16 protein-coding genes are annotated in these 18,161 nt (G+C 67.5%); 12 read left to right on the plus strand and 4 right to left on the minus strand.

The features are described from left to right. Nucleotides 1-129 precede the first annotated feature (129 nt). Together cutA and dsbD are read left to right on the plus strand one after the other, a co-directional pair. A complete protein-coding gene (gene cutA / locus WJ16_RS01510) occupies nt 130-456 on the plus strand; it encodes a divalent-cation tolerance protein CutA (protein WP_069255533.1) in 327 nt (108 codons plus the stop codon). After that, nucleotides 449-2,296: a protein-disulfide reductase DsbD gene (dsbD, locus tag WJ16_RS01515; RefSeq protein ID WP_069255534.1), complete on the plus strand. Its 1,848-nt coding sequence runs from the start codon at nt 449-451 to the stop codon at nt 2,294-2,296. Before cutA ends, dsbD begins: the two co-directional genes overlap by 8 nt. Nucleotides 2,297-2,404: 108 nt before the next feature. On the opposite strand, the gene hemB is transcribed toward dsbD, so the two are convergent. Both hemB and yihA read right to left on the minus strand, forming a co-directional pair. Further along, the gene (gene hemB / locus WJ16_RS01520) at nt 2,405-3,403 is read right to left on the minus strand and encodes a porphobilinogen synthase (RefSeq protein WP_069255535.1); all 999 of its coding nucleotides are present in this window, start codon (nt 3,401-3,403) and stop codon (nt 2,405-2,407) included. A gap of 253 nt (nt 3,404-3,656) precedes the next feature. Next, nucleotides 3,657-4,316 (minus strand): ribosome biogenesis GTP-binding protein YihA/YsxC, encoded by a 660-nt coding sequence (gene yihA / locus WJ16_RS01525; protein ID WP_069255536.1) that lies wholly within the window; start codon nt 4,314-4,316, stop codon nt 3,657-3,659. Nucleotides 4,317-4,530: 214 nt separating this feature from the next. Between yihA and WJ16_RS01530 the strand changes: the two genes are divergently transcribed. The 5 genes from WJ16_RS01530 to msrQ all read left to right on the plus strand — a co-directional run bounded on the left by WJ16_RS01530 (nt 4,531) and on the right by msrQ (nt 10,667). Further along, nucleotides 4,531-5,184, plus strand: a complete 654-nt coding sequence (locus tag WJ16_RS01530) for a c-type cytochrome (protein WP_069255537.1) — start codon at nt 4,531-4,533, stop codon at nt 5,182-5,184. A 219-nt stretch (nt 5,185-5,403) separates the two neighbouring features. Beyond that, a complete protein-coding gene (locus WJ16_RS01535) occupies nt 5,404-7,620 on the plus strand; it encodes a cytochrome c biogenesis protein ResB (RefSeq protein WP_069255538.1) in 2,217 nt (738 codons plus the stop codon). A gap of 4 nt (nt 7,621-7,624) precedes the next feature. Then, nucleotides 7,625-8,815, plus strand: coding sequence for a c-type cytochrome biogenesis protein CcsB (gene ccsB / locus WJ16_RS01540; RefSeq protein ID WP_069255539.1), 1,191 nt, complete (start codon nt 7,625-7,627; stop codon nt 8,813-8,815). A gap of 158 nt (nt 8,816-8,973) precedes the next feature. Continuing rightward, entirely contained in the window at nt 8,974-9,969 is a 996-nt protein-coding gene (msrP, locus tag WJ16_RS01545) for a protein-methionine-sulfoxide reductase catalytic subunit MsrP (protein ID WP_069255540.1), read from the plus strand. A gap of 20 nt (nt 9,970-9,989) precedes the next feature. Then, a complete protein-coding gene (gene msrQ, locus WJ16_RS01550) occupies nt 9,990-10,667 on the plus strand; it encodes a protein-methionine-sulfoxide reductase heme-binding subunit MsrQ (RefSeq protein WP_069255541.1) in 678 nt (225 codons plus the stop codon). Between the two features lie 97 nt (nt 10,668-10,764). On the opposite strand, the gene lptM is transcribed toward msrQ, so the two are convergent. Next, the gene (gene lptM, locus WJ16_RS01555) at nt 10,765-11,022 is read right to left on the minus strand and encodes an LPS translocon maturation chaperone LptM (RefSeq protein ID WP_069255542.1); all 258 of its coding nucleotides are present in this window, start codon (nt 11,020-11,022) and stop codon (nt 10,765-10,767) included. Nucleotides 11,023-11,058: 36 nt separating this feature from the next. Here lptM and cyaY point away from each other — a divergent pair, with 36 nt between their 5' ends. Next, nucleotides 11,059-11,388 carry an iron donor protein CyaY gene (gene cyaY, locus WJ16_RS01560; protein WP_069255543.1) on the plus strand — a complete coding sequence of 110 codons (330 nt, stop codon included), beginning with the start codon at nt 11,059-11,061 and terminating at the stop codon, nt 11,386-11,388. Nucleotides 11,389-11,479: 91 nt separating this feature from the next. Here cyaY and WJ16_RS01565 read toward each other — a convergent pair whose 3' ends face one another. Then, entirely contained in the window at nt 11,480-13,864 is a 2,385-nt protein-coding gene (locus WJ16_RS01565; RefSeq protein ID WP_157126705.1) for a penicillin-binding protein 1A, read from the minus strand. 226 nt (nt 13,865-14,090) lie between these two features. Between WJ16_RS01565 and WJ16_RS01570 the strand changes: the two genes are divergently transcribed. Genes WJ16_RS01570 through WJ16_RS01585 form a run of 4 tightly spaced genes read left to right on the plus strand, consistent with a single transcriptional unit; the run spans nt 14,091 to nt 18,152 of the window. After that, on the plus strand, nt 14,091-15,014 hold the full coding sequence (locus tag WJ16_RS01570; protein WP_069255545.1) for a type IV pilus biogenesis protein PilM: 924 nt from the start codon (nt 14,091-14,093) through the stop codon (nt 15,012-15,014). Then, on the plus strand, nt 15,011-15,619 hold the full coding sequence (locus tag WJ16_RS01575) for a fimbrial protein (RefSeq protein WP_069255546.1): 609 nt from the start codon (nt 15,011-15,013) through the stop codon (nt 15,617-15,619). The genes WJ16_RS01570 and WJ16_RS01575 overlap by 4 nt, the downstream gene beginning before the upstream one ends. Next, complete coding sequence (locus tag WJ16_RS01580; protein ID WP_069255547.1) at nt 15,616-16,488, plus strand: pilus assembly protein; 873 nt, start codon at nt 15,616-15,618, stop codon at nt 16,486-16,488. The genes WJ16_RS01575 and WJ16_RS01580 overlap by 4 nt, the downstream gene beginning before the upstream one ends. Next, nucleotides 16,485-18,152: a type IV pilus secretin PilQ gene (locus tag WJ16_RS01585; RefSeq protein ID WP_069255548.1), complete on the plus strand. Its 1,668-nt coding sequence runs from the start codon at nt 16,485-16,487 to the stop codon at nt 18,150-18,152. Before WJ16_RS01580 ends, WJ16_RS01585 begins: the two co-directional genes overlap by 4 nt. The last annotated feature ends 9 nt before the right edge of the window (nt 18,153-18,161 follow it).

The raw sequence follows: 18,161 nt of genomic DNA on the forward strand, positions 1-18,161 counted from the left end.
CTGCGATCGATTGTCGCAGGACGACGCCGGCAGCGTTGCGCGGGCTGCGCTACGATACGGGCAGCCGGCGTGATCCCAGGTAGGCAATCCGTGTCGGCAGGAGTCGATACACCAGCCAGGAGGGCGCGGATGATAGTGGTGCTGATGCTGACGACGGTGCCCGATGCGGCGACGGCCCAGGCACTGGCCGACGGCGCGCTCGATGCGCGGTTCGCCGCGTGCGTGTCGGAGCTCGGCGCGATCAAGTCGCGCTATCACTGGCAGGGCAAGGTCGAAACGGCCGACGAGATCCAGTTGCTGTTCAAGACGAGCCCTGTGCGGGCGCTCGAACTGGAGCGATTTATTCTCGCGCATCATCCGTACGAGACGCCCGAAATCGTCTCGTGGCAGGCGACGGCCTCGGCCGCGTACGGCCAGTGGGTGACCAGCGAAACTCAACGTCTATTTCATGTTTAACGGTATGGTGCTTTCCGTGCGCGTGCGTGCGCTGCGGTTCCTCGCAGTCCTGTTGTCGTTCATGGTCGTGCTGGGCAGCCTGTCGGCCGCGCGCGCGGCGGACGATTTCCTCGATCCGTCGGTCGCGTTCAAGTTCAGCGCGAACGAAGCGCCGGGGCAGGTGGATGTCCGCTTCAAGGTCGCCAACGGCTACTACCTGTACCGCGAGCGGTTCGCGTTCGCAGTGAAGAGCGGCCAGGCGACGCTCGGCGATCCGCAATTTCCCGCCGGTCACGTGAAGTTCGACCAGACGTTCCAGAAGGAAGTCGAGACCTATCGCGACGAGGTCGTGATCCACGTGCCGGTCAAGCAGGCGGCGGGGCCGTTCGAGCTCGCGGTCACGTCGCAGGGGTGCGCCGACGAAGGCATCTGCTATCCGCCTGCCGAGCACGTCGTGAAGGTCGACGGCGCGGCCCTGGGCGCGGCCGCGCCGGCCGATGGCGCCGCGGCTTCGGGCAGCTGGTTCGACAAGGTGACGAGCGCCGATTTCGCGCAGTCGCTGCTGGAGGGGCACGGCTTCTTCACGATCGTCGCGCTGTATTTCGTCGCCGGCGTCGTGCTGAGTCTCTTGCCGTGTTCGTATCCGATGATTCCCATCGTGTCGGCGATCATCATCGGCCAGGGCACGCGCGCGACGCATGCGCGCGGCTTTGCGCTGTCGCTCACGTACGTGGTCGGCATGGCGCTCGTCTATACGGTGCTGGGCATCGCGGCCGCGCTGGTTGGCCAGAGCCTCGGCGCGTGGCTGCAGAACCCGTGGGTGCTCGGCGCATTCGGCGTGCTGCTCACCGCGTTCGCGATTTCGCTGATCTCGGGCAAGGACATCGCGCTGCCCGCGCGCTGGCAGAACGGCGCGGCCGACGCGTCGAGCGCGCGCCAGGGCGGCCACTTCGTCGCGGTCGCCGCGATGGGCGCGCTGTCGGCGCTGGTCGTCGGAGCGTGCATGACGGCGCCGCTGTTTGCGGTGCTCGCGTTCATCGCGCACACCGGCAATGCGCTGCTCGGCGGTGCCGCGCTGTTCGCGATGGGTCTCGGGCTCGGCGTGCCGCTGCTCGTCGTCGGCGTCGGCGCGGGCACGGTCCTGCCGCGGGCCGGCGCATGGATGGACGGCGTGAAGGTGTTCTTCGGGATCGTGCTGCTCGCTGCCGCGCTATGGATCGTGTGGCCGGTGCTCGCGGGCGGCGTGAAGATGGTGCTCGCCGCGCTGTGGCTGCTCGTCGCGGCCGCGGCGCTCGGCCTGTTTACGCCGCATGCAGGTGCCGCGTCGATCTGGCGCCGCCTCGGCCGCGGCCTCGGCGCCGCGCTCGCGATCTGGGCGGCGACGCTGCTCGTCGGTCTTGCCGCCGGCTCCAACGACCCCGTCAAGCCGCTGGCCATCCTCGCGGCACGCACGGTTGCGTCGGGCGGTGCATCGGCCGTCGGTGCGCCTTCCGCGCAGGGAGAGGCCGCGTTCGCACCGGTGCGTTCCAGCGGCGAACTCGACGCGTTGCTGAAGACGTCGGGACGGCCCGTGATGCTCGATTTCTACGCAGACTGGTGCGTGAGTTGCAAGGAGATGGAGCATTTGACGTTCACCGACGCGCGTGTGCAGAAGCGGCTCGCGCAGCTTCACCTCGTGCGTGCGGACGTCACGGCGAACAACGCGGACGATCAGGCGCTGCTGAAGCGTTTCAACCTGTTCGGGCCGCCGGGGATCATCTTCTTCGATCGCAACGGCAACGAGATCGGCCGGGTGGTCGGCTATCAGGCGGCCGAGACGTTCCTGCGTAGTCTCGATCGTGCGGCGGTACCGACGGTTTAACGCGGATTCGCGTGCGCACGTCGGCCGCTTCCGCGTCGACTTCATGAAAAAAAACGGCGGGACACCGAAGTGTCCCGCCGTTTCGCTTGATGCCGGCAGTCGTGCGGCTCAGCGCTGCGCCTTCAGCAGACGTGCGGCATCGAGCGCGAAGTACGTGAGCACGCCATCGGCGCCTGCGCGCTTGAACGCGAGCAGCGATTCGAGCACGACCTTGTCATGGTCGAGCCAGCCGTTCATCGCCGCTGCCTTCAGCATCGCGTATTCGCCGCTCACCTGGTACACGTAGGTCGGGAAGCGGAACTCGTCCTTCACGCGGCGCACGATGTCGAGGTACGGCATGCCGGGCTTGACCATCACCATGTCGGCGCCTTCGTCGATGTCGAGACGCACCTCGCGCAGCGCTTCGTCGCTGTTCGCCGGATCCATCTGGTAGGTCATCTTGTTGCCCTTGCCCAGATTCGACGCCGAGCCGACCGCATCGCGGAACGGACCGTAGAACGCCGATGCGAACTTGGCCGAGTACGCCATGATCCGCGTGTGGATATGGCCGTCGCTTTCCAGCATTTCGCGGATCGCGCCGATGCGGCCGTCCATCATGTCCGACGGTGCGACGATGTCGACGCCGGCTTCCGCCTGCGCACGCGCCTGATCGATCAGGATCTCGATCGTGTCGTCGTTGATCACGTAGCCGTTCTCGTCGAGCACGCCGTCCTGGCCGTGGCTCGTGTACGGATCGAGTGCTACGTCGGTCAGTACGCCGAGTTCGGGGAAGCGCTTTTTCAGCTCGCGCACCGCGCGCGGGATCAGGCCGTCCGGATTGGCCGCTTCGCGGCCGTCGGGCGTCTTCAGCGACGGCTCGATGGCCGGGAACAGCGACAGCACGGGCACGCCGAGTTCGACGCATTGCTCGGCGACGTGCATCAGCAGATCGACCGACACGCGCTCGACACCGGGCATCGACGGGACGCTCTGGCGTTCGTTGGTGCCATCGACGACGAACACCGGATAGATCAGGTCGTCCGTGGTCAGGCGGTTTTCGCGCATCAGGCGCCGGGAGAAGTCGTCGCGGCGCATCCGGCGCGGACGATGAAGCGGATGAAAGCTCATGGCGATTGAATGGAAATCAGGGCAGTAAGGGCCTTGCGGAACCCTTAGGTCATTTTCGAGATCGTTGGTATATGATAGCGATCGAGCGGCACGCGTCGCGTGCAGCTCCCCGCTTCTCCTCCCTGAGCGGGTGCCTGTCGTTTTTCGATTAGGCTGTTTGACCCGCCGTTCAACGGCGGGTTTTTTTATGAGCCGGCCGAAATCGCAGACGCCGTCAGGTGCGCGCCGCCGATCTCGGCCGCGCGTTGCCCGCTCATTGTGCTACAGGCTCGCTTTTTTCGTCGGCGACGGACGGCCGCACCCAGCTCTCGATCAGCTCGTGCGCTTCGTCGAGCCCCGTGCGCTTCAGCGCGGAGAACAGCTGGACCGTCAGCTTGCCCTGCACGCCCTGGTCACGATAGGCATCGAGCCCCTTTTGCGTGGTGCGCAGCGCATTGATGCTTTCCTGCCGCGTCAATTTGTCGCACTTCGTCAGCAACGTGTGGATCGGCTTGCCGGTCGGCACGAACCACTCGATCATCCGGCGATCGAGATCGGTCAGCGGACGGCGCGAATCCATCATCAGGATCAGGCCGCACAACTGCGAGCGCGTCGCGAGATAGGACGACAGCAGCATTTCCCAGTGCGCCTTGGCGGCGCCGGGCACCTCCGCGTAGCCGTAGCCGGGCAGGTCGACGAGATTCGCGACGGGCTCGGCGGCCGGGCCGACGGAGAAGTAGTTGATATGCTGCGTGCGGCCGGGCGTCTTCGACGCGAAGGCGAGCCGCTTCTGGTTGCACAGCACGTTGATCGCCGTCGACTTGCCGGCATTCGAGCGGCCCGCGAACGCGATTTCCGGCTGGACCGTCGGCGGCAGGTCGCGCAGATGGTTGACGGTCGTGTAGAAGCGGGCTTGATGGAGCAGAAAGGCCATGGGAACCGGAAGGACGGGCGGCGCAAGCCGCTTGGTGGAGGCGGGGTAGCCCCGATAGGCGCGGGAGCTTTCAACACGATATTGTACAATACGGCGGTTTTACCGAAGGCCACCGGGCGCCTGCCTCGCGCTTTTATGTGGCTTCTGCGGTAGACTGAACGCCGTCGTTTTTTGCAGAACCTCAAATTCCCACAAGACGAAACAGGGTGTGCGAATGAATCGACTGTGCAAGTCTCTGATGGTGCTTCAGGTTGCAGCAGGGTTCGTAGGTTTCGTAGCGGAGGCAAACGCGGCAGATGCGGCCAAGCCGGATCTCGACCGCGGCAAGGCAATTGCCGGGCAAGTATGTGCGTCGTGTCACGGCGCCGACGGCAATAGCGCGTCGGGCAGTTTCCCGAAGCTCGCCGGCCAGCATCCCGAATATCTGGTCAAGCAGTTGAACGACTTCAAGACGCAGCCGGGCGCGAAGGGGCCGGTGCGTAACAACGCGGTGATGGTCGGATTCGCGAGCGCGTTGAGCGCGGACGACATGCGCAACGTCGCCGCGTACTACGGGTCGCAGACGACGAAGCTCGGTACCGCGCGCGATGCGGCCACCGTGCCGATCGGCCAGAAGATCTATCGCGGCGGCATCGCGGAGAAGGGCGTTCCCGCCTGCGCGAGCTGTCACGGGCCGACGGGGCAGGGGATTCCGGTCCAGTATCCGCGGCTGTCCGGGCAATGGGCCGATTACACGGTCGCGCAGTTGACCGCGTTCCAGCAGGGTGCCGGTGCGCGCAACAACAACGAGGCGATGCATCAGATCGCGACGCGGCTGTCGGACAACGAGATCAAGGCCGTCGCGGATTACATCGCGGGCCTGCGTTGAGCGGTCGGCCGCGAATGGCATGACCGGGCGCCCGAAGGGCGGCCGGAGTCAGAACAAGAAAAGGGTGGGGCGCCGCATCGTCGCGGTTGCCTCGCCCTTCTTTTTTGTCGGCACTCGCCGGGCCAGGCCAGGATGGAAGGGCTTGCCGGAGAGGGGGGCTGCGCCCCCAGGCGAACCAAGTAAGTGTCGGGGGCGGTTTCCCCCTAAGTCGGAGTTTGAATGAGCGTTACCACGTCGGGGTTGCAGTCGAAGTCGGGTCAGGGTGCGTCGAAGCGCGCGGTCGAGCTGCTGAGCTCGATGCGCTTCGCGATTGCGTTGCTGGTCGTGCTGTCGATCGCGAGCATCATCGGCACGGTGCTGACCCAGGACGATCCGTATCCGAACTACGTGAACCAGTTCGGGCCGTTCTGGGCGGACATCTTCCGCTCGCTCGGCCTGTACAACGTGTACAGCGCATGGTGGTTCATGCTGATCCTGATCTTCCTCGTCGTGTCGATCTCGCTGTGCGTGATCCGCAACGCGCCGAAGATGCTCGCCGACGCGAAGAGCTGGAAGGACAAGGTTCGCGAAGGCAGCCTGCGCGCGTTCCACCACAAGGCCGAGTACACGGCTGCCGGTACGCGCGCGACGGTCGCGGCGACGCTCGCCACGTTCGTCACCAAGGCCGGCTACAAGCACGTCGTGCGTGAAAACGACGGTGCGACGCTGATTTCCGCGAAGCGCGGCGCGATGACCCGGTGGGGCTACATCTCCGCACACCTCGCGATCGTCGTGATCTGTATCGGCGGCCTGCTCGACAGCAACCTGCCGATCAAATTCCAGATGTGGATGTTCGGCAAGAGCCCGGTCAACACGAGCGCGACGATCAGCGAGATCGCGCCCGACCATCGCCTGTCCGCGTCGAACCCGACGTTCCGCGGCTATGCGTGGGTGCCCGAGGGGCAGTTCGTGTCGACCGCGATCCTGAACCAGCCGAGCGGCTCGCTGATCCAGGATCTGCCGTTCTCGATCCAGCTCAACAAGTTCATCGTCGACTACTACACGACGGGCATGCCGAAGCTGTTCGCGAGCGACATCGTCGTGATCGATCGCGAGACCGGCCAGAAGATTCCGGCGCGTGTCGAGGTCAACAAGCCGTTCACGTACAAGGGCGTGTCGATCTACCAGTCGAGCTTCCAGGATGGCGGCTCGCAAATGCAGATGACGGCTTACCCGATGACGGGCGGCAACGCGAAGACCTTCCCCGTGAAGGGCACGATCGGCAGTTCGGCGCCGCTGCAGATGCCGGGCGCCGACGGCGACACGATCGAGTTCTCCGATTTCCGCGCGATCAACGTCGAGAACATGGCCGACGCGAACGGCAAGCCGGACGTGCGCGGTGTCGCCACGACGAGCTCGCTGAAGGAAGTGTTCGACGAGCGGCTCGGCTCCGGCGCGAAGACGTCGAAGCCGACGCAGCTCCACAACATCGGCCCGTCCGTGCAGTACAAGATCCGCGGCAAGGACGGCCAGGCGCGCGAATTCAACAACTACATGCTGCCCGTCGACATGAACGGCGAGCGCGTGTTCCTCGCCGGCGTACGCGCGAGCCCGAACGACCCGTTCCGCTACATGCGGATTCCGGCCGACAGCCAGGATTCGATCGGCGAATGGATGCGTCTGCGCGCCGCGCTCGAGGATCCGTCCGTGCGCGCCGAAGCCGCCGCGCGCTTTGCGCAGCGTTCGCTGCCGGGCACCGACGCATCGCTGCGCAGCCGCCTCCAGGACAGCGCATCGAAGGTGCTGACCCTTTTTGCTGCAAGCGACGACAGCGTCGGCCGCGGCGCGGACGGCCAGCCGATCGGCGGCTTCCAGGCCGTCGCGACGTTCATCGACCGTTCAGTGCCGAAGGCCGAGCAGGAGAAGGCTGCGAGCCTGCTGCTGCGGATGCTCGAAGGCTCGATGTGGGAGGTCTGGCAGATCGCGCGCGAGCGTGCGGGCGAGCCGGCCGCGCAGCAGGGCACCGACACGATCCGCTTCGTGCAGAACGCGATCAACGCGCTATCCGACAGCTTTTTGTATGGATCGCCGGTCTATTTGCAGCTTGACTCATTCAAGCAGGTGCAAGCTTCGGTATTTCAGTTGACGCGCGCACCCGGCAAGAATCTGGTGTATCTTGGCAGCCTGCTGCTGGTCGCCGGCATCTTCTCGATGTTCTACGTGCGCGAGCGGCGCCTCTGGTTCTGGCTGAAGGACGCCGGTTCGGGCGTCGATGTGGTGATGGCAATGTCCACGGCCCGCAAGACCTTCGATTTCGAGAAAGAATTCGTGCAGACGCGCGACGCGGCCGGTGCCGCCCTGCGTGCCGCACCTCGCGACGCCGCGCCGGCCGGTGCGGCATCGACGGCCCGTACGCCTGCCGGCGGCGGTTCCGATTCCGAGAATTCCACCCGGTAACATCATGGATCTCACACACGTTTCCTCTTCCCAGCGGGCGTCGGCCCAGGCTCCGGCCACGGCGCCGCTGTTCGACGACCGTCCGTTCCTCGCGCGCCTGTCGCTGCTCGACTGGCTGTTCGCACTGGCGCTCGTGGCGGGCGCGGGCTATGCGCTCGTGCACTACAACGCGCACATGGATTACTACGACAAGGCGGTGATGATCGGCACCGTGCCGGCGCTCATCGCGCTCGGCTGGCGCTGGAAGCCCGCGCGGCTGATGATGGCGTCGATCGCCGTGCTGGCGCTGCTGTCGATTCAGATCTACCAGGGCGATCTTGCGCGCGCCGATTCCGCGTTCTTCCTCAAGTATTTCCTGTCGAGCCAGTCGGCGATCCTGTGGATGAGCGCGCTGTTCGTGCTCGCGACGATCTTCTACTGGATCGGGCTGCTCGCGCGCTCGGAGTCGGGTTCCGCGATCGGGCAGAAGCTCACGTGGGTCGCCGTGCTGATGGGCTTCACCGGCCTGATGGTGCGCTGGTACGAGTCCTACCTGATCGGCGCGGACGTCGGCCACATCCCCGTGTCGAACCTGTATGAAGTGTTCGTGCTGTTCAGCCTGATCACCGCGCTGCTCTATCTGTATTACGAGGGCCACTACGGCACGCGTTCGCTCGGCGCGTTCGTGCTGCTGGTGATCAGCGCGGCGGTGGGCTTCCTGATGTGGTATTCGGTCGCGCGCGATGCGCAGCAGATCCAGCCGCTCGTGCCGGCGCTGCAGAGCTGGTGGATGAAGATCCACGTGCCGGCCAACTTCATCGGCTACGGCAGCTTCGCGCTGTCGGCGATGGTGTCGGTCGCGTATCTGATGAAGGAGCGCGGGGTCCTCGCCGATCGCCTGCCGACGCTCGAAGTGCTCGACGACGTGATGTACAAGTCGATCGCGGTTGGTTTCGCGTTCTTCACGATCGCGACGATCCTCGGCGCACTGTGGGCCGCCGAAGCGTGGGGCGGCTACTGGAGCTGGGACCCGAAGGAAACCTGGGCGCTGATCGTGTGGCTCAACTACGCGGCATGGCTGCACATGCGCCTGATGAAAGGCCTGCGCGGCACGGTGGCCGCATGGTGGGCGCTCACCGGCCTGCTCGTGACGACCTTCGCGTTCCTCGGCGTCAACATGTTCCTGTCCGGGCTGCACAGCTACGGCAAGCTGTAAGATTTCCGCTGCTCGTCCGACTATGAGACCGCCGGCGCACTGCGTGCCCGGCGGTTTTCTTTTGTAACGGGCGAGCGGTCCGGGCGTCGAACGGCGCAAGACGGGTCGGGTCGAACGCTCATGAAGCTGCGCGCCGCGCAGGCACGAGGAGCAACACGATGTGGATCAAACGCCCTTTGCGGAACGTCCTGACCGGCGCGGATATTGCGCCGGGCGAGATTACGCCGCGCGCCGTCTTCGAGAACCGGCGGCGCGTATTGCAGGCGGCCGGCCTTGCGGCGGCGGGCGGGCTGCTCGGCGGCAGCGGCGCAGCATGGGCCGCTTATGCGTCGCCCGATGCGCGGGCCGCGAAGCTGGCGGCCAAGACGAACCCGCAGTTCGTCGCGGCCGACAAGGTGACGCCGTTCAAGGACATTACGTCCTACAACAACTTCTACGAATTCGGCACCGACAAGAGCGACCCCGCGCAGAACGCCGGCACGTTGCGGCCGCGTCCGTGGCGCGTGAGCGTCGAGGGCGAGGTGCTGCATCCGAAGGTGTTCGATCTCGACGAGCTGCTCAAGCTCGCGCCGCTCGAAGAGCGCGTATACCGGCTGCGCTGCGTCGAGGGATGGTCGATGGTGATCCCGTGGATCGGCGTGCCGTTGTCCGAGCTGATCAAGCGCGTGCAGCCGACCGGCAACGCGAAATACGTGCAGTTCGTCACGCTCGCCGATCCGTCGCAGATGCCCGGCCTGTCGACGCCGGTGCTCGACTGGCCGTACTCGGAAGGGCTGCGGATGGACGAGGCGATGAACCCGCTGACGCTGCTGACGATGGGCGTCTACGGGCAGGTGCTGCCGAACCAGAACGGCGCGCCGGTGCGCATCGTCGTGCCGTGGAAGTACGGCTTCAAGAGCGCGAAATCGCTCGTGAAGATCCGCTTTGTCGACAAGCAGCCGAAGACGAGCTGGAACACGTACGCGTCGAACGAGTACGGCTTTTATTCGAACGTGAACCCGAACGTCGATCATCCGCGCTGGAGCCAGGCGACCGAGCGGCGCATCGGCGAGGACGGCTTCTTCACGCCGAAGCGCAAGACGCTGATGTTCAACGGCTACGGCGATCTCGTCGCGTCGATGTATCAGGGCATGGACCTGAAGAAGAATTTCTGAGCGCGCCGGTGAGAAACGACATGCCTCCTTCGACGCTGACACCGCCGCGAGTAGCCGGCGCCGAGCCCGCTGCGCGGGCCGGGGCGCGCCGGCCGGCCGCGCCGCGCTGGCTCGCGCCGGCCAAGGGTCTGGTGTTTGCGGCTGGCCTTTATCCGCTCGCGCGTCTCGTGCTGTTCGGGCTGACCGACCGGCTCGGCGCGAATCCGATCGAGTTCATCACGCGCTCGACGGGCCTCTGGACGCTCGTTCTGCTCTGCGTCACGCTCGCCGTCACGCCGCTTCGGCGCATGACGGGGTTCGCCGCGCTGCTGCGTTTTCGGCGGATGATCGGGCTGTTCGCGTTCTTCTACGCGACGCTGCACTTCACGACCTACCTCTGGTTCGACAAGTGGTTCGACGTCGTCGCGATCCTGAAGGACGTCGGCAAGCGCCCGTTCATCACGGTCGGTTTCGCCGCGTTCGTGCTGCTGATCCCGCTCGCGGCCACGTCGCCGCGCGCGATGGTGCGCCGGCTCGGCCGGCACTGGGCGACGCTGCACAGCGCGATCTACGCGATCGCGCTGTTCGGCGTGCTGCACTTCTGGTGGATGCGGGCCGGCAAGCACAATCTCGCGCAGCCGAAGCTGTATGCGGCGATCGTCGCCGCGCTGCTCGGCTGGCGGCTGCTTGCGTGGGGATGGCGGCGCGTGCGCGCATGACGGCGCAGGCTGGAAAAACAAAAGGCGATGACCGGGGAGTCATCGCCTCGTTTCGCGAGCCGTGCTGGCGGCGGCGCGCCGTTATTTCGTCATGTCGTTACTTCGCGACGGCCGGGCTCGATGCCCCGCTCGACAATTCCGGCGACAGCGTGAGCGGTGTGCCGGACGAACCGGGCACACTGTCGGACGACGCGTTTTCATCGGTCGGTGTCACGTCCGACGGCGGCGTGTCCTGCTGCTGGAGTGGCTTGGGCATCGGAGGCACGGTGGGCAGATAGAGCGCGCCGCTTTGACCGCAGCCGGCAAGAATCGCCAAAGCCGCTACAATCGCGCTCATCCGGAAAACGACTCGCATGATCGTCCCTGAACAATTGAATCGATAGAGTTTAGCATGTCCGATACCGAATACCTGACCCGTGCCGAGGCCGTGCTGGCGGCCGTCGAGCGTACCGTCGACGACGCCAACGACGGCGATCACGACATCGATCTGGAGCGCAACGGCAGCGTCCTGACGCTGACGTTCGAGAACGGCTCGAAGATTATCGTCAACCTGCAGCCGCCGATGAAGGAAGTGTGGATCGCCGCGAAAGCGGGCGGTTTCCACTACCGTTTCATCGACGGCGCGTGGCGCGATACGCGCACGGGCACCGAGTTTTTCTCGGCGCTCACGGAGTACGCGACGCAGCAGGCCGGCCTGCCGATCACGTTCAGCGCGCCGTAACGTTTCGGGCTGAAGCCGGGGCCGCGCCGCGACGCGTCGTGCCAAAGAAAAAGCGCCTCGCGGGGCGCTTTTTTCATGTCCGGACCAGTGGTCAGTGCGCGAACAGGTTCATGATGTCCTGCTTTTCCTGCTCGTCGACATGCGGCACGGTTGCGTCGACGTTCTGCGCGGCCGGCGCCTGCGGCACGCCGACCGTCGACACGAAACCGTGACCGGGTGTGAACTCGGTGAAGTACAGCTCGCCGCCGAGCGTTTCGACGCCGTCCGGCGCCGTCGGCTTGAATTCGGGCACGCCCTTCAGCGCGGCGCTCATGTAGTCGATCCACACGGGCAGCGACAGGCCGCCGCCCGTTTCGCGATCGCCGAGGCTGCGCGGATTGTCGTAGCCGATCCACGCGATCGCGGCGAGCGTGTGCTGGTAGCCGGCGAACCACGCGTCGTGCGAGTCGTTCGTCGTACCGGTCTTGCCCGCGAGATCGGTGCGCTTCAGCACGTTGGTGCGTGCGCCCGTGCCGCGCTGCGCGACGCTTTGCAGCAGGCTGTTCATCACGTACGCGTTGCGTGCGTCGATCGCGCGCGGCGCATTCTGCTCGGCGATGAGCGGCTGCGCGCGCGTGACGATCGCGCCGTTCGGATCGGTGACTTCGGCGATCAGGTACGGATTGACGCGGTAGCCGCCGTTCGCGAATACCGAGTACGCGCCTGCCATTTGCAGCGGCGTGACCTGGCCCGCGCCGAGCGCCATCGGCAGGTAGGCCGGATGGCGTTCGGCGTCGAAGCCGAAGCGCGTGATGTACTGCTGTGCGTACTTCGTGCCGATATGGTTCAGGATCCGGATCGACACGAGGTTGCGCGAGCGCTGCAGCGCGGTGCGCATCGACATCGGGCCTTCGAAGCCGCCGCCGTAGTTCTTCGGCTCCCACGGCTGGCCGCCCGTTTCGGCCGCGCTGAAATACAGCGGACCGTCGTTGATCACGGTTGCCGGCCCGAGGCCCTTGTCGAGCGACGCTGAGTAGATGAACGGCTTGAACGACGAACCCGGCTGCCGCCACGCCTGCGTGACGTGGTTGAACTTGTTCTTGTTGTAGTCGAAGCCGCCGACGAGCGAGCGGATCGCACCGTCCTGCGGGACGATCGACAGGAACGCCCCCTCGACCTGCGGCAACTGCGTGATCGACCATTTGCCTGCGTCGTTCTTCACGACGCGGACGATCGCGCCCGGGCGGATGCGTCGATTCGGCTGCGCATTGGCCGACAGCGCGCCCGACGCGAAGCGCAGGTTGTCGCCTTCGATCGTCGCGCTGCTGCCGTCGATGAACGCAACCGTGATCTGGCGCGGACTGGCTGCCGTGACGACTGCAGCGATCAGTTCGCCGTTGTCGGGGTGTTCGAGCAGCGCATCGTCGATCGCCTGTTCGCGATCGTCGGCGCCGGCCGGCAGCTCGATGAAGCCTTCCGGCCCCCGGTAGCCGTGCCGGCGTTCGTAATCCATGATGCCCTTGCGCAGCGCGGTGTACGCGACCTGCTGGTCCGCGGAGTCGATCGTCGTGACGACGTTGAAGCCGCGTGTGTAGGTTTCCTCACGGTACTGCGCGTACATCATTTGTCGGACCATTTCCGCGACGTACTCGGCGTGTACGCTGAAATCGCGGCCCGGCCCCTTGACGACGAGCGGCTGGGCGACGGCCTCGTCGTACTGTTCGCGCGTGATGAAGTTCAGCTCGAGCATCCGTTGCAGGATGTACTCCTGGCGCACCTTCGCGCGCTTCGGGTTCACGACCGGGTTGTACGCGGACGGCGCCTTCGGCAGCCCGGCGAGCATCGCGGCCTCGGCAAGCGAGATGTCCTTCAGGTCCTTCCCGAAGTAGACCCGCGCGGCGCTCGCGAAGCCGTACGCGCGCTGGCCGAGATAGATCTGATTCATGTAGACCTCGAGAATCTGATCCTTCGTCAGCGCACGCTCGATCCGGTACGCGAGCAGCATCTCGTAGATCTTGCGCGTGTAGGTCTTCTCGCTCGACAGGAAGAAGTTGCGCGCGACCTGCATCGTGATCGTGCTCGCGCCCTGCGACGCATGGCCGTTCGTCAGCGCGACGAAGCCGGCGCGGACGATGCCGGTGAGGTCGACCCCGCCGTGATCGTAGAAGCGTGCGTCCTCGATCGCGAGGATCGCCTTCTTCAGCGAGTCGGGCACGTCCTTGAAATGGACGACGTCGCGGCGCTCTTCGCCGAATTCGCCGATCAGCACGTGATCGGACGTATAGATGCGCAGCGGCACCTTCGGCCGATAGTCGGTCAGCGCGTCGAGCGACGGCATGTTCGGCCACGCGACGACGAGTGCGTAACCGAGTACGAGGCCGCCGGCCACGACGAGCGCCACACACATCGTGGCGAATCCGAGCAGGGCTTTTTGCCACCAGGGCCGCTTCTTCGGCTCCGGGGCAGGAGGCGGGGACGTAGGAGTCGTGGATTGCATAGGCATACCGGAAAACAGTCCCGCGATTATAGCTGCCCGGTAAGACCGGTCCTGACGCGGGCGGCTACCCGCCGCGAAGGTGCGGCCGGCATGCTTGCAGCATAGCCCGCGCGCGGCCGTCGCGAGCGGTTGCTGGCCATTCGGCCGACTGTCGGTCTCCCGCGCCGCTTTGCAGAATCAGGTCTCGGAAACGCGGCGTGGTCCGCGACGATTTCGGGAGGTTGGAATGACGGGACGATGGGCAGGGCGGTTTGCGCAGGGCGGGCACCGGTCGACGGGAATCGACGTCGGCGCGGACGAGGTGAGGGTGGTCGTGCTGAGCCGGCGCGGCCGGAGCGCTCAGGTGTGCGTCGAGGGGCTCGATCGGGAGCCGGTCGGGTTGGCGGACGGGCCGGAGGATGCGCGCTGGGCGGCGGTCGCACGTGCACTGGCCGCCGCCGTGTCGAGGCTGTCGGCGGCCGGCGTGCGGTGCGACACATGCGGCGTGATGGCGTTGCACGACGACGAGATGCGCATCGCGACGCTCGACCTGGCGGGGCGGGACGATGTCGAAGACGCCGCGCGGCAGGCGGCCGAACGCATCTCGGGGCTGGCGCCGGACAGTCTCGCGTTCGACTGGCGGCAGGACGGCGGCGCGGTGGCGGACGAGGTCGAGGTCGCCGTGGCACCGCTTGCGCTGCTCGAACGGCGGATCGACGTGGCCGCGCAGGCGGGTGTCGATCTGACGGTGGTCGACGGCGAGTCGGCCGCGGCGCTGCGCGCGTTGCGCTATGCCGCGCAATTCGAAGTCGATGTGCATGCGGGCGCGTACGCGGCGTTCTGGTTCCATGACGCGGGCGTGCAGGGCTGGCGCATCGACGGTCCGTTGGCCGCGCCGGTGCTGACGCTGCCGGGCGCGATGCCGGGGGCGTTTTCCGACGCATTGCGCCGGCGCGCGCTCGGGGCCGTGAGTTGCATACTCGTGGCCGGGAGCGCGCGATGTATCGCCCGCTTCGATACGTCCGTGGCCGAGATCGGCGATGTGCTCGGCGCGGTCGCGGTGCCGTTCGACTGCACGAGCTGGAGCGGGCAGCCGTGCCCGGCCGGGCTGCCGGGCGACCCGGCAATGGCGGTCGCGTTCGGGCTGGCATTGCGCGGGGTGTGGGAATGACGGCCTGCCGCGCGGAGCCGGCCGGCTTCAACCTGCTGCCGCATCGCGAGCGGCGGGCGCAGGCGTTGCGACGTCGTCGGGCCGTGCAGTGCGGTACGGCGATAGTGGCCGGCATGCTGTGCGCGGGCCTGTGGACGGGCGCCGCCGCCGGCGCGCGGTGGCGGGTGGATGCCGAGCGTGCAAACGTGGAGGCGCGACTGCTGCAGTTGCAGCCGCAGGTGGGGGCCGCGACGCGCGCCGCCAGTGCCGCGGCGGCCGCCGCGCAGCGCGACGCGCGGGCGGCCGCGCTTGCCGCGCCATCCCGGTACGTCGCGGGGCTGCTGGCCGCACTGGCGCAGGTGCGCGACGGCACCGTCCGGCTCGACGCGCTGCGCACGACGTCAGCCGGCGCCGTGCTCGATGTGCGCGCAGCGAGCTACCGGGCGGCCGCGCGATGGCTCGCGGGGATCGCGCGCGAGCAGCGTGGCTGGCGGATCGATATCGACACGTTGAAATCCGCGTCGGAGGCGCCGGTCGTCCCGGGCGGGATGCCGTTGCGGTTCTCGGTTCAAATGCGCTGGCACGATGGGGTGCCGTCCCGGAAAACGTCCGGAGATGGCGCATGACGGCGCTTGCACATCGACTCGCACTGCGAAGCACCGGCCGGCGGCGCGGCATGCGACGCGTGTCGCCGGCGCTCGCGCATGGCGCGAGCTGCGTGGTCGCTTTCACGGCCGTGCTGGCGGGCGGCATTCATCTGGCCAATGCGGCCGACTGGAGCGGGCTCGCGCACAGCCGCGTGCTGCTCGTCGCGGCGCAGGGGCGTGAGGCCGACGCGCATCGTGTGCTGGCGGCCGCTTCGCGGCAGCGCGACGTGCATCCGGCGGCCGCGCACGGCGATCGCTTGCCGCACGCGCCGGAATGGGCTGCGTTGATGCTGGAGCTGGCGGATCGCGCCGCGTCGAGCGGGCTGCACCGCGTATCGATCGAACCGCTGCGCGCCGACGGTGCGATGCCGGACGGCCGGCGCACGGTGCGCATCGTCGCGGCTGGCGGATTTCGCGCGTTGCTGCGGATGGTCGGCGGACTGGCTCACTTCCCGGTGCTCGCGGTGCCGACCGCCTTGCGCGTCGAACGGAGCAACGAGGCCGCGCGCGTGGAAATGTCCGTCGACGTGTTTCCGGCGTTGCCGGCGGCAACGTCCACCGGCGGATCGGCGCTGGTGCTGGCCGATGCGCCCGGCGCCGATCCGTTCGGTGACGCCGGCTCGTCCGACGCGCAGGGGCCGGCCGCGCGCCTGGCCGGCACGATTCGCGACGGGCGCGCCGGGCTCGCGCTGTTCGGTGACGGTGAGGGCGGCGGCGCGTTCACGGCCGTGGCGCCCGGCGAAAGCCTCGGGGCCGCGCGGGTGGTGCGGGTCGATCCCGTCGCCGTGACGCTCGCGACGGCGGACGGCGTGTATCGGGTCACGCTGGACGACGGGGGGCGGCCATGACGAAGCACGGATGTCGGGCGCTTGCTGTCTGGGCGGGATTGACGGTGTTCACGGCGCTGACGGCGCCCGGTGCAAACGCGTCGCTGCCGCCGCTGCCGCCGCTGCCGCCGCTGCCGGCCGTCTGGCCTGCCGCTGCATCGATGGATATGTCGGTGCCGGGCCTGCCGATCCCCGAAGGCGCGCGGGACGGGGCGGACAACGCCGGAGGGTCGGACGCGGGCCCGCCGCCGTTCGATGAGGCGGCTCGCGCGGCGCTTCAGCCTGCGGCCGCCACCGCACCCGGGCTGGAAGGGCCGCCGATCCCGTTGGCGCCGCCGGCCCGGATGGGCGACGCCGCTGCCCGGCACCCGGGCGACGCGGACGATGCGCGGCGGATCTCGCTGAATCTGCAGGGCGCGGGGCTCGCGGCCGCGTTCGACGCGTTCGCGCGGTTCACCGGGCTCAATATCGTCGTCGGCGAGCAGGTGCGCGGCACGGTCACGTTACGTCTGAATAATGTGCGCTGGCGCGATGCCTTCGACACGCTGCTCGACACGCACGGGCTCGCGATGTCCCGGCGGGGCGACGTGATCTGGGTCACGCCGGCGACCGAGCTGGCTGCGCGCGAACGCGAGCGCTTCGAAATGCACGCGCGAGCCGCCGATCTGGAGCCGCTGGCGAGCCGGACGTTCGCGCTGCATTATCCGCGCGCGCAGGAGGTGCAACGCCTGCTGGCCGGCGCGACCGGCCAGCGCCTGCTGTCGAAGCGCGGTGCGGCGGCGGCCGATCCGCGCACGAACCTGCTGTTCGTCACCGATCTCGCGCCGCGCGTCGACCAGATCGCGAGCCTGATCGATGCGATCGACCGGCCGTCGCGGCAGGTCCGGATCGAGGCCCGCATCGTCGAGGGCGAGCAGGGGTTTTCACGCAATCTCGGCGCCCGCGTCGCGCTGCGGGCGCAGCAGCGGCCGCCGTCGGGCGAGGGCGCCGCGTTCACCGCCGGCGCGCACAACGCGCTCGACCTTGCTGCGCGGCCGCTCGGCGGCTTCGAAGCGGCGACCGCCGGTTTTACGCTGTTCGCCGCGCCGCTCAGCCGCGTGCTCGACGTCGAACTGAGCGCGCTCGAGGCGCAGGGGCGGGGCCAGATCGTTTCGAGCCCGCGCGTGGTGACCGCCGATCGCGTCAAGGCCATCGTCGAACAGGGTTCGGAGCTGCCGTACCAGGCGAAGGTCGGCAACGGCGTGAGCGGCGTGCAGTTCCGCCGCGCGACGCTCAAGCTCGAGGTCGAGCCGCAGATCACGCCGGACGGGCGCGTGGTGCTGGACCTGGACGTGACGAAGGACAGCATCGGCGAGCCGACGGCGGCCGGCCCGGCGATTCATACGAAGCACGTGCAGACGCGCGTCGAGGTCGAGAATGGCGGGACGGTCGCGATCGGCGGGATCTATGAACAACTGAACCGGAACGATGTGACGCGCGTGCCGCTCTTGGGCAAAATACCGATTCTGGGCGCGCTTTTCCGGCATCGTGCGCAGCGCGACCACCGCAGCGAACTGGTCGTCTTCATCACGCCGACCGTCGTCGATGCGCGCTGCGATGCACGCGGCACGGGCGGCACGGATGCCGATAAAACGGGGCCGGAAGCCGCCGGCGCAGGCTCGACAAGGCAGCCGCTTTGCCAGTAAGCTGCGCCA

Source organism: Burkholderia metallica (genome assembly GCF_001718555.1).
Lineage (GTDB): Bacteria > Pseudomonadota > Gammaproteobacteria > Burkholderiales > Burkholderiaceae > Burkholderia > Burkholderia metallica.

Coding starts and splice junctions, on each gene's coding strand:
- WJ16_RS01530 (WP_069255537.1), top strand. CDS start 4,531: ATGAATCGACTGTGCAAGTCTCTGATGGTGCTTCAGGTTGCAGCAGGG.
- yihA (WP_069255536.1), bottom strand. CDS start 4,316: ATGGCCTTTCTGCTCCATCAAGCCCGCTTCTACACGACCGTCAACCAT.
- WJ16_RS01565 (WP_157126705.1), bottom strand. CDS start 13,864: ATGCAATCCACGACTCCTACGTCCCCGCCTCCTGCCCCGGAGCCGAAG.
- WJ16_RS01570 (WP_069255545.1), top strand. CDS start 14,091: ATGACGGGACGATGGGCAGGGCGGTTTGCGCAGGGCGGGCACCGGTCG.
- dsbD (WP_069255534.1), top strand. CDS start 449: ATGTTTAACGGTATGGTGCTTTCCGTGCGCGTGCGTGCGCTGCGGTTC.
- WJ16_RS01585 (WP_069255548.1), top strand. CDS start 16,485: ATGACGAAGCACGGATGTCGGGCGCTTGCTGTCTGGGCGGGATTGACG.
- WJ16_RS01575 (WP_069255546.1), top strand. CDS start 15,011: ATGACGGCCTGCCGCGCGGAGCCGGCCGGCTTCAACCTGCTGCCGCAT.
- msrQ (WP_069255541.1), top strand. CDS start 9,990: ATGCCTCCTTCGACGCTGACACCGCCGCGAGTAGCCGGCGCCGAGCCC.
- cyaY (WP_069255543.1), top strand. CDS start 11,059: ATGTCCGATACCGAATACCTGACCCGTGCCGAGGCCGTGCTGGCGGCC.
- msrP (WP_069255540.1), top strand. CDS start 8,974: ATGTGGATCAAACGCCCTTTGCGGAACGTCCTGACCGGCGCGGATATT.
- ccsB (WP_069255539.1), top strand. CDS start 7,625: ATGGATCTCACACACGTTTCCTCTTCCCAGCGGGCGTCGGCCCAGGCT.
- lptM (WP_069255542.1), bottom strand. CDS start 11,022: ATGCGAGTCGTTTTCCGGATGAGCGCGATTGTAGCGGCTTTGGCGATT.
- WJ16_RS01535 (WP_069255538.1), top strand. CDS start 5,404: ATGAGCGTTACCACGTCGGGGTTGCAGTCGAAGTCGGGTCAGGGTGCG.
- hemB (WP_069255535.1), bottom strand. CDS start 3,403: ATGAGCTTTCATCCGCTTCATCGTCCGCGCCGGATGCGCCGCGACGAC.
- cutA (WP_069255533.1), top strand. CDS start 130: ATGATAGTGGTGCTGATGCTGACGACGGTGCCCGATGCGGCGACGGCC.
- WJ16_RS01580 (WP_069255547.1), top strand. CDS start 15,616: ATGACGGCGCTTGCACATCGACTCGCACTGCGAAGCACCGGCCGGCGG.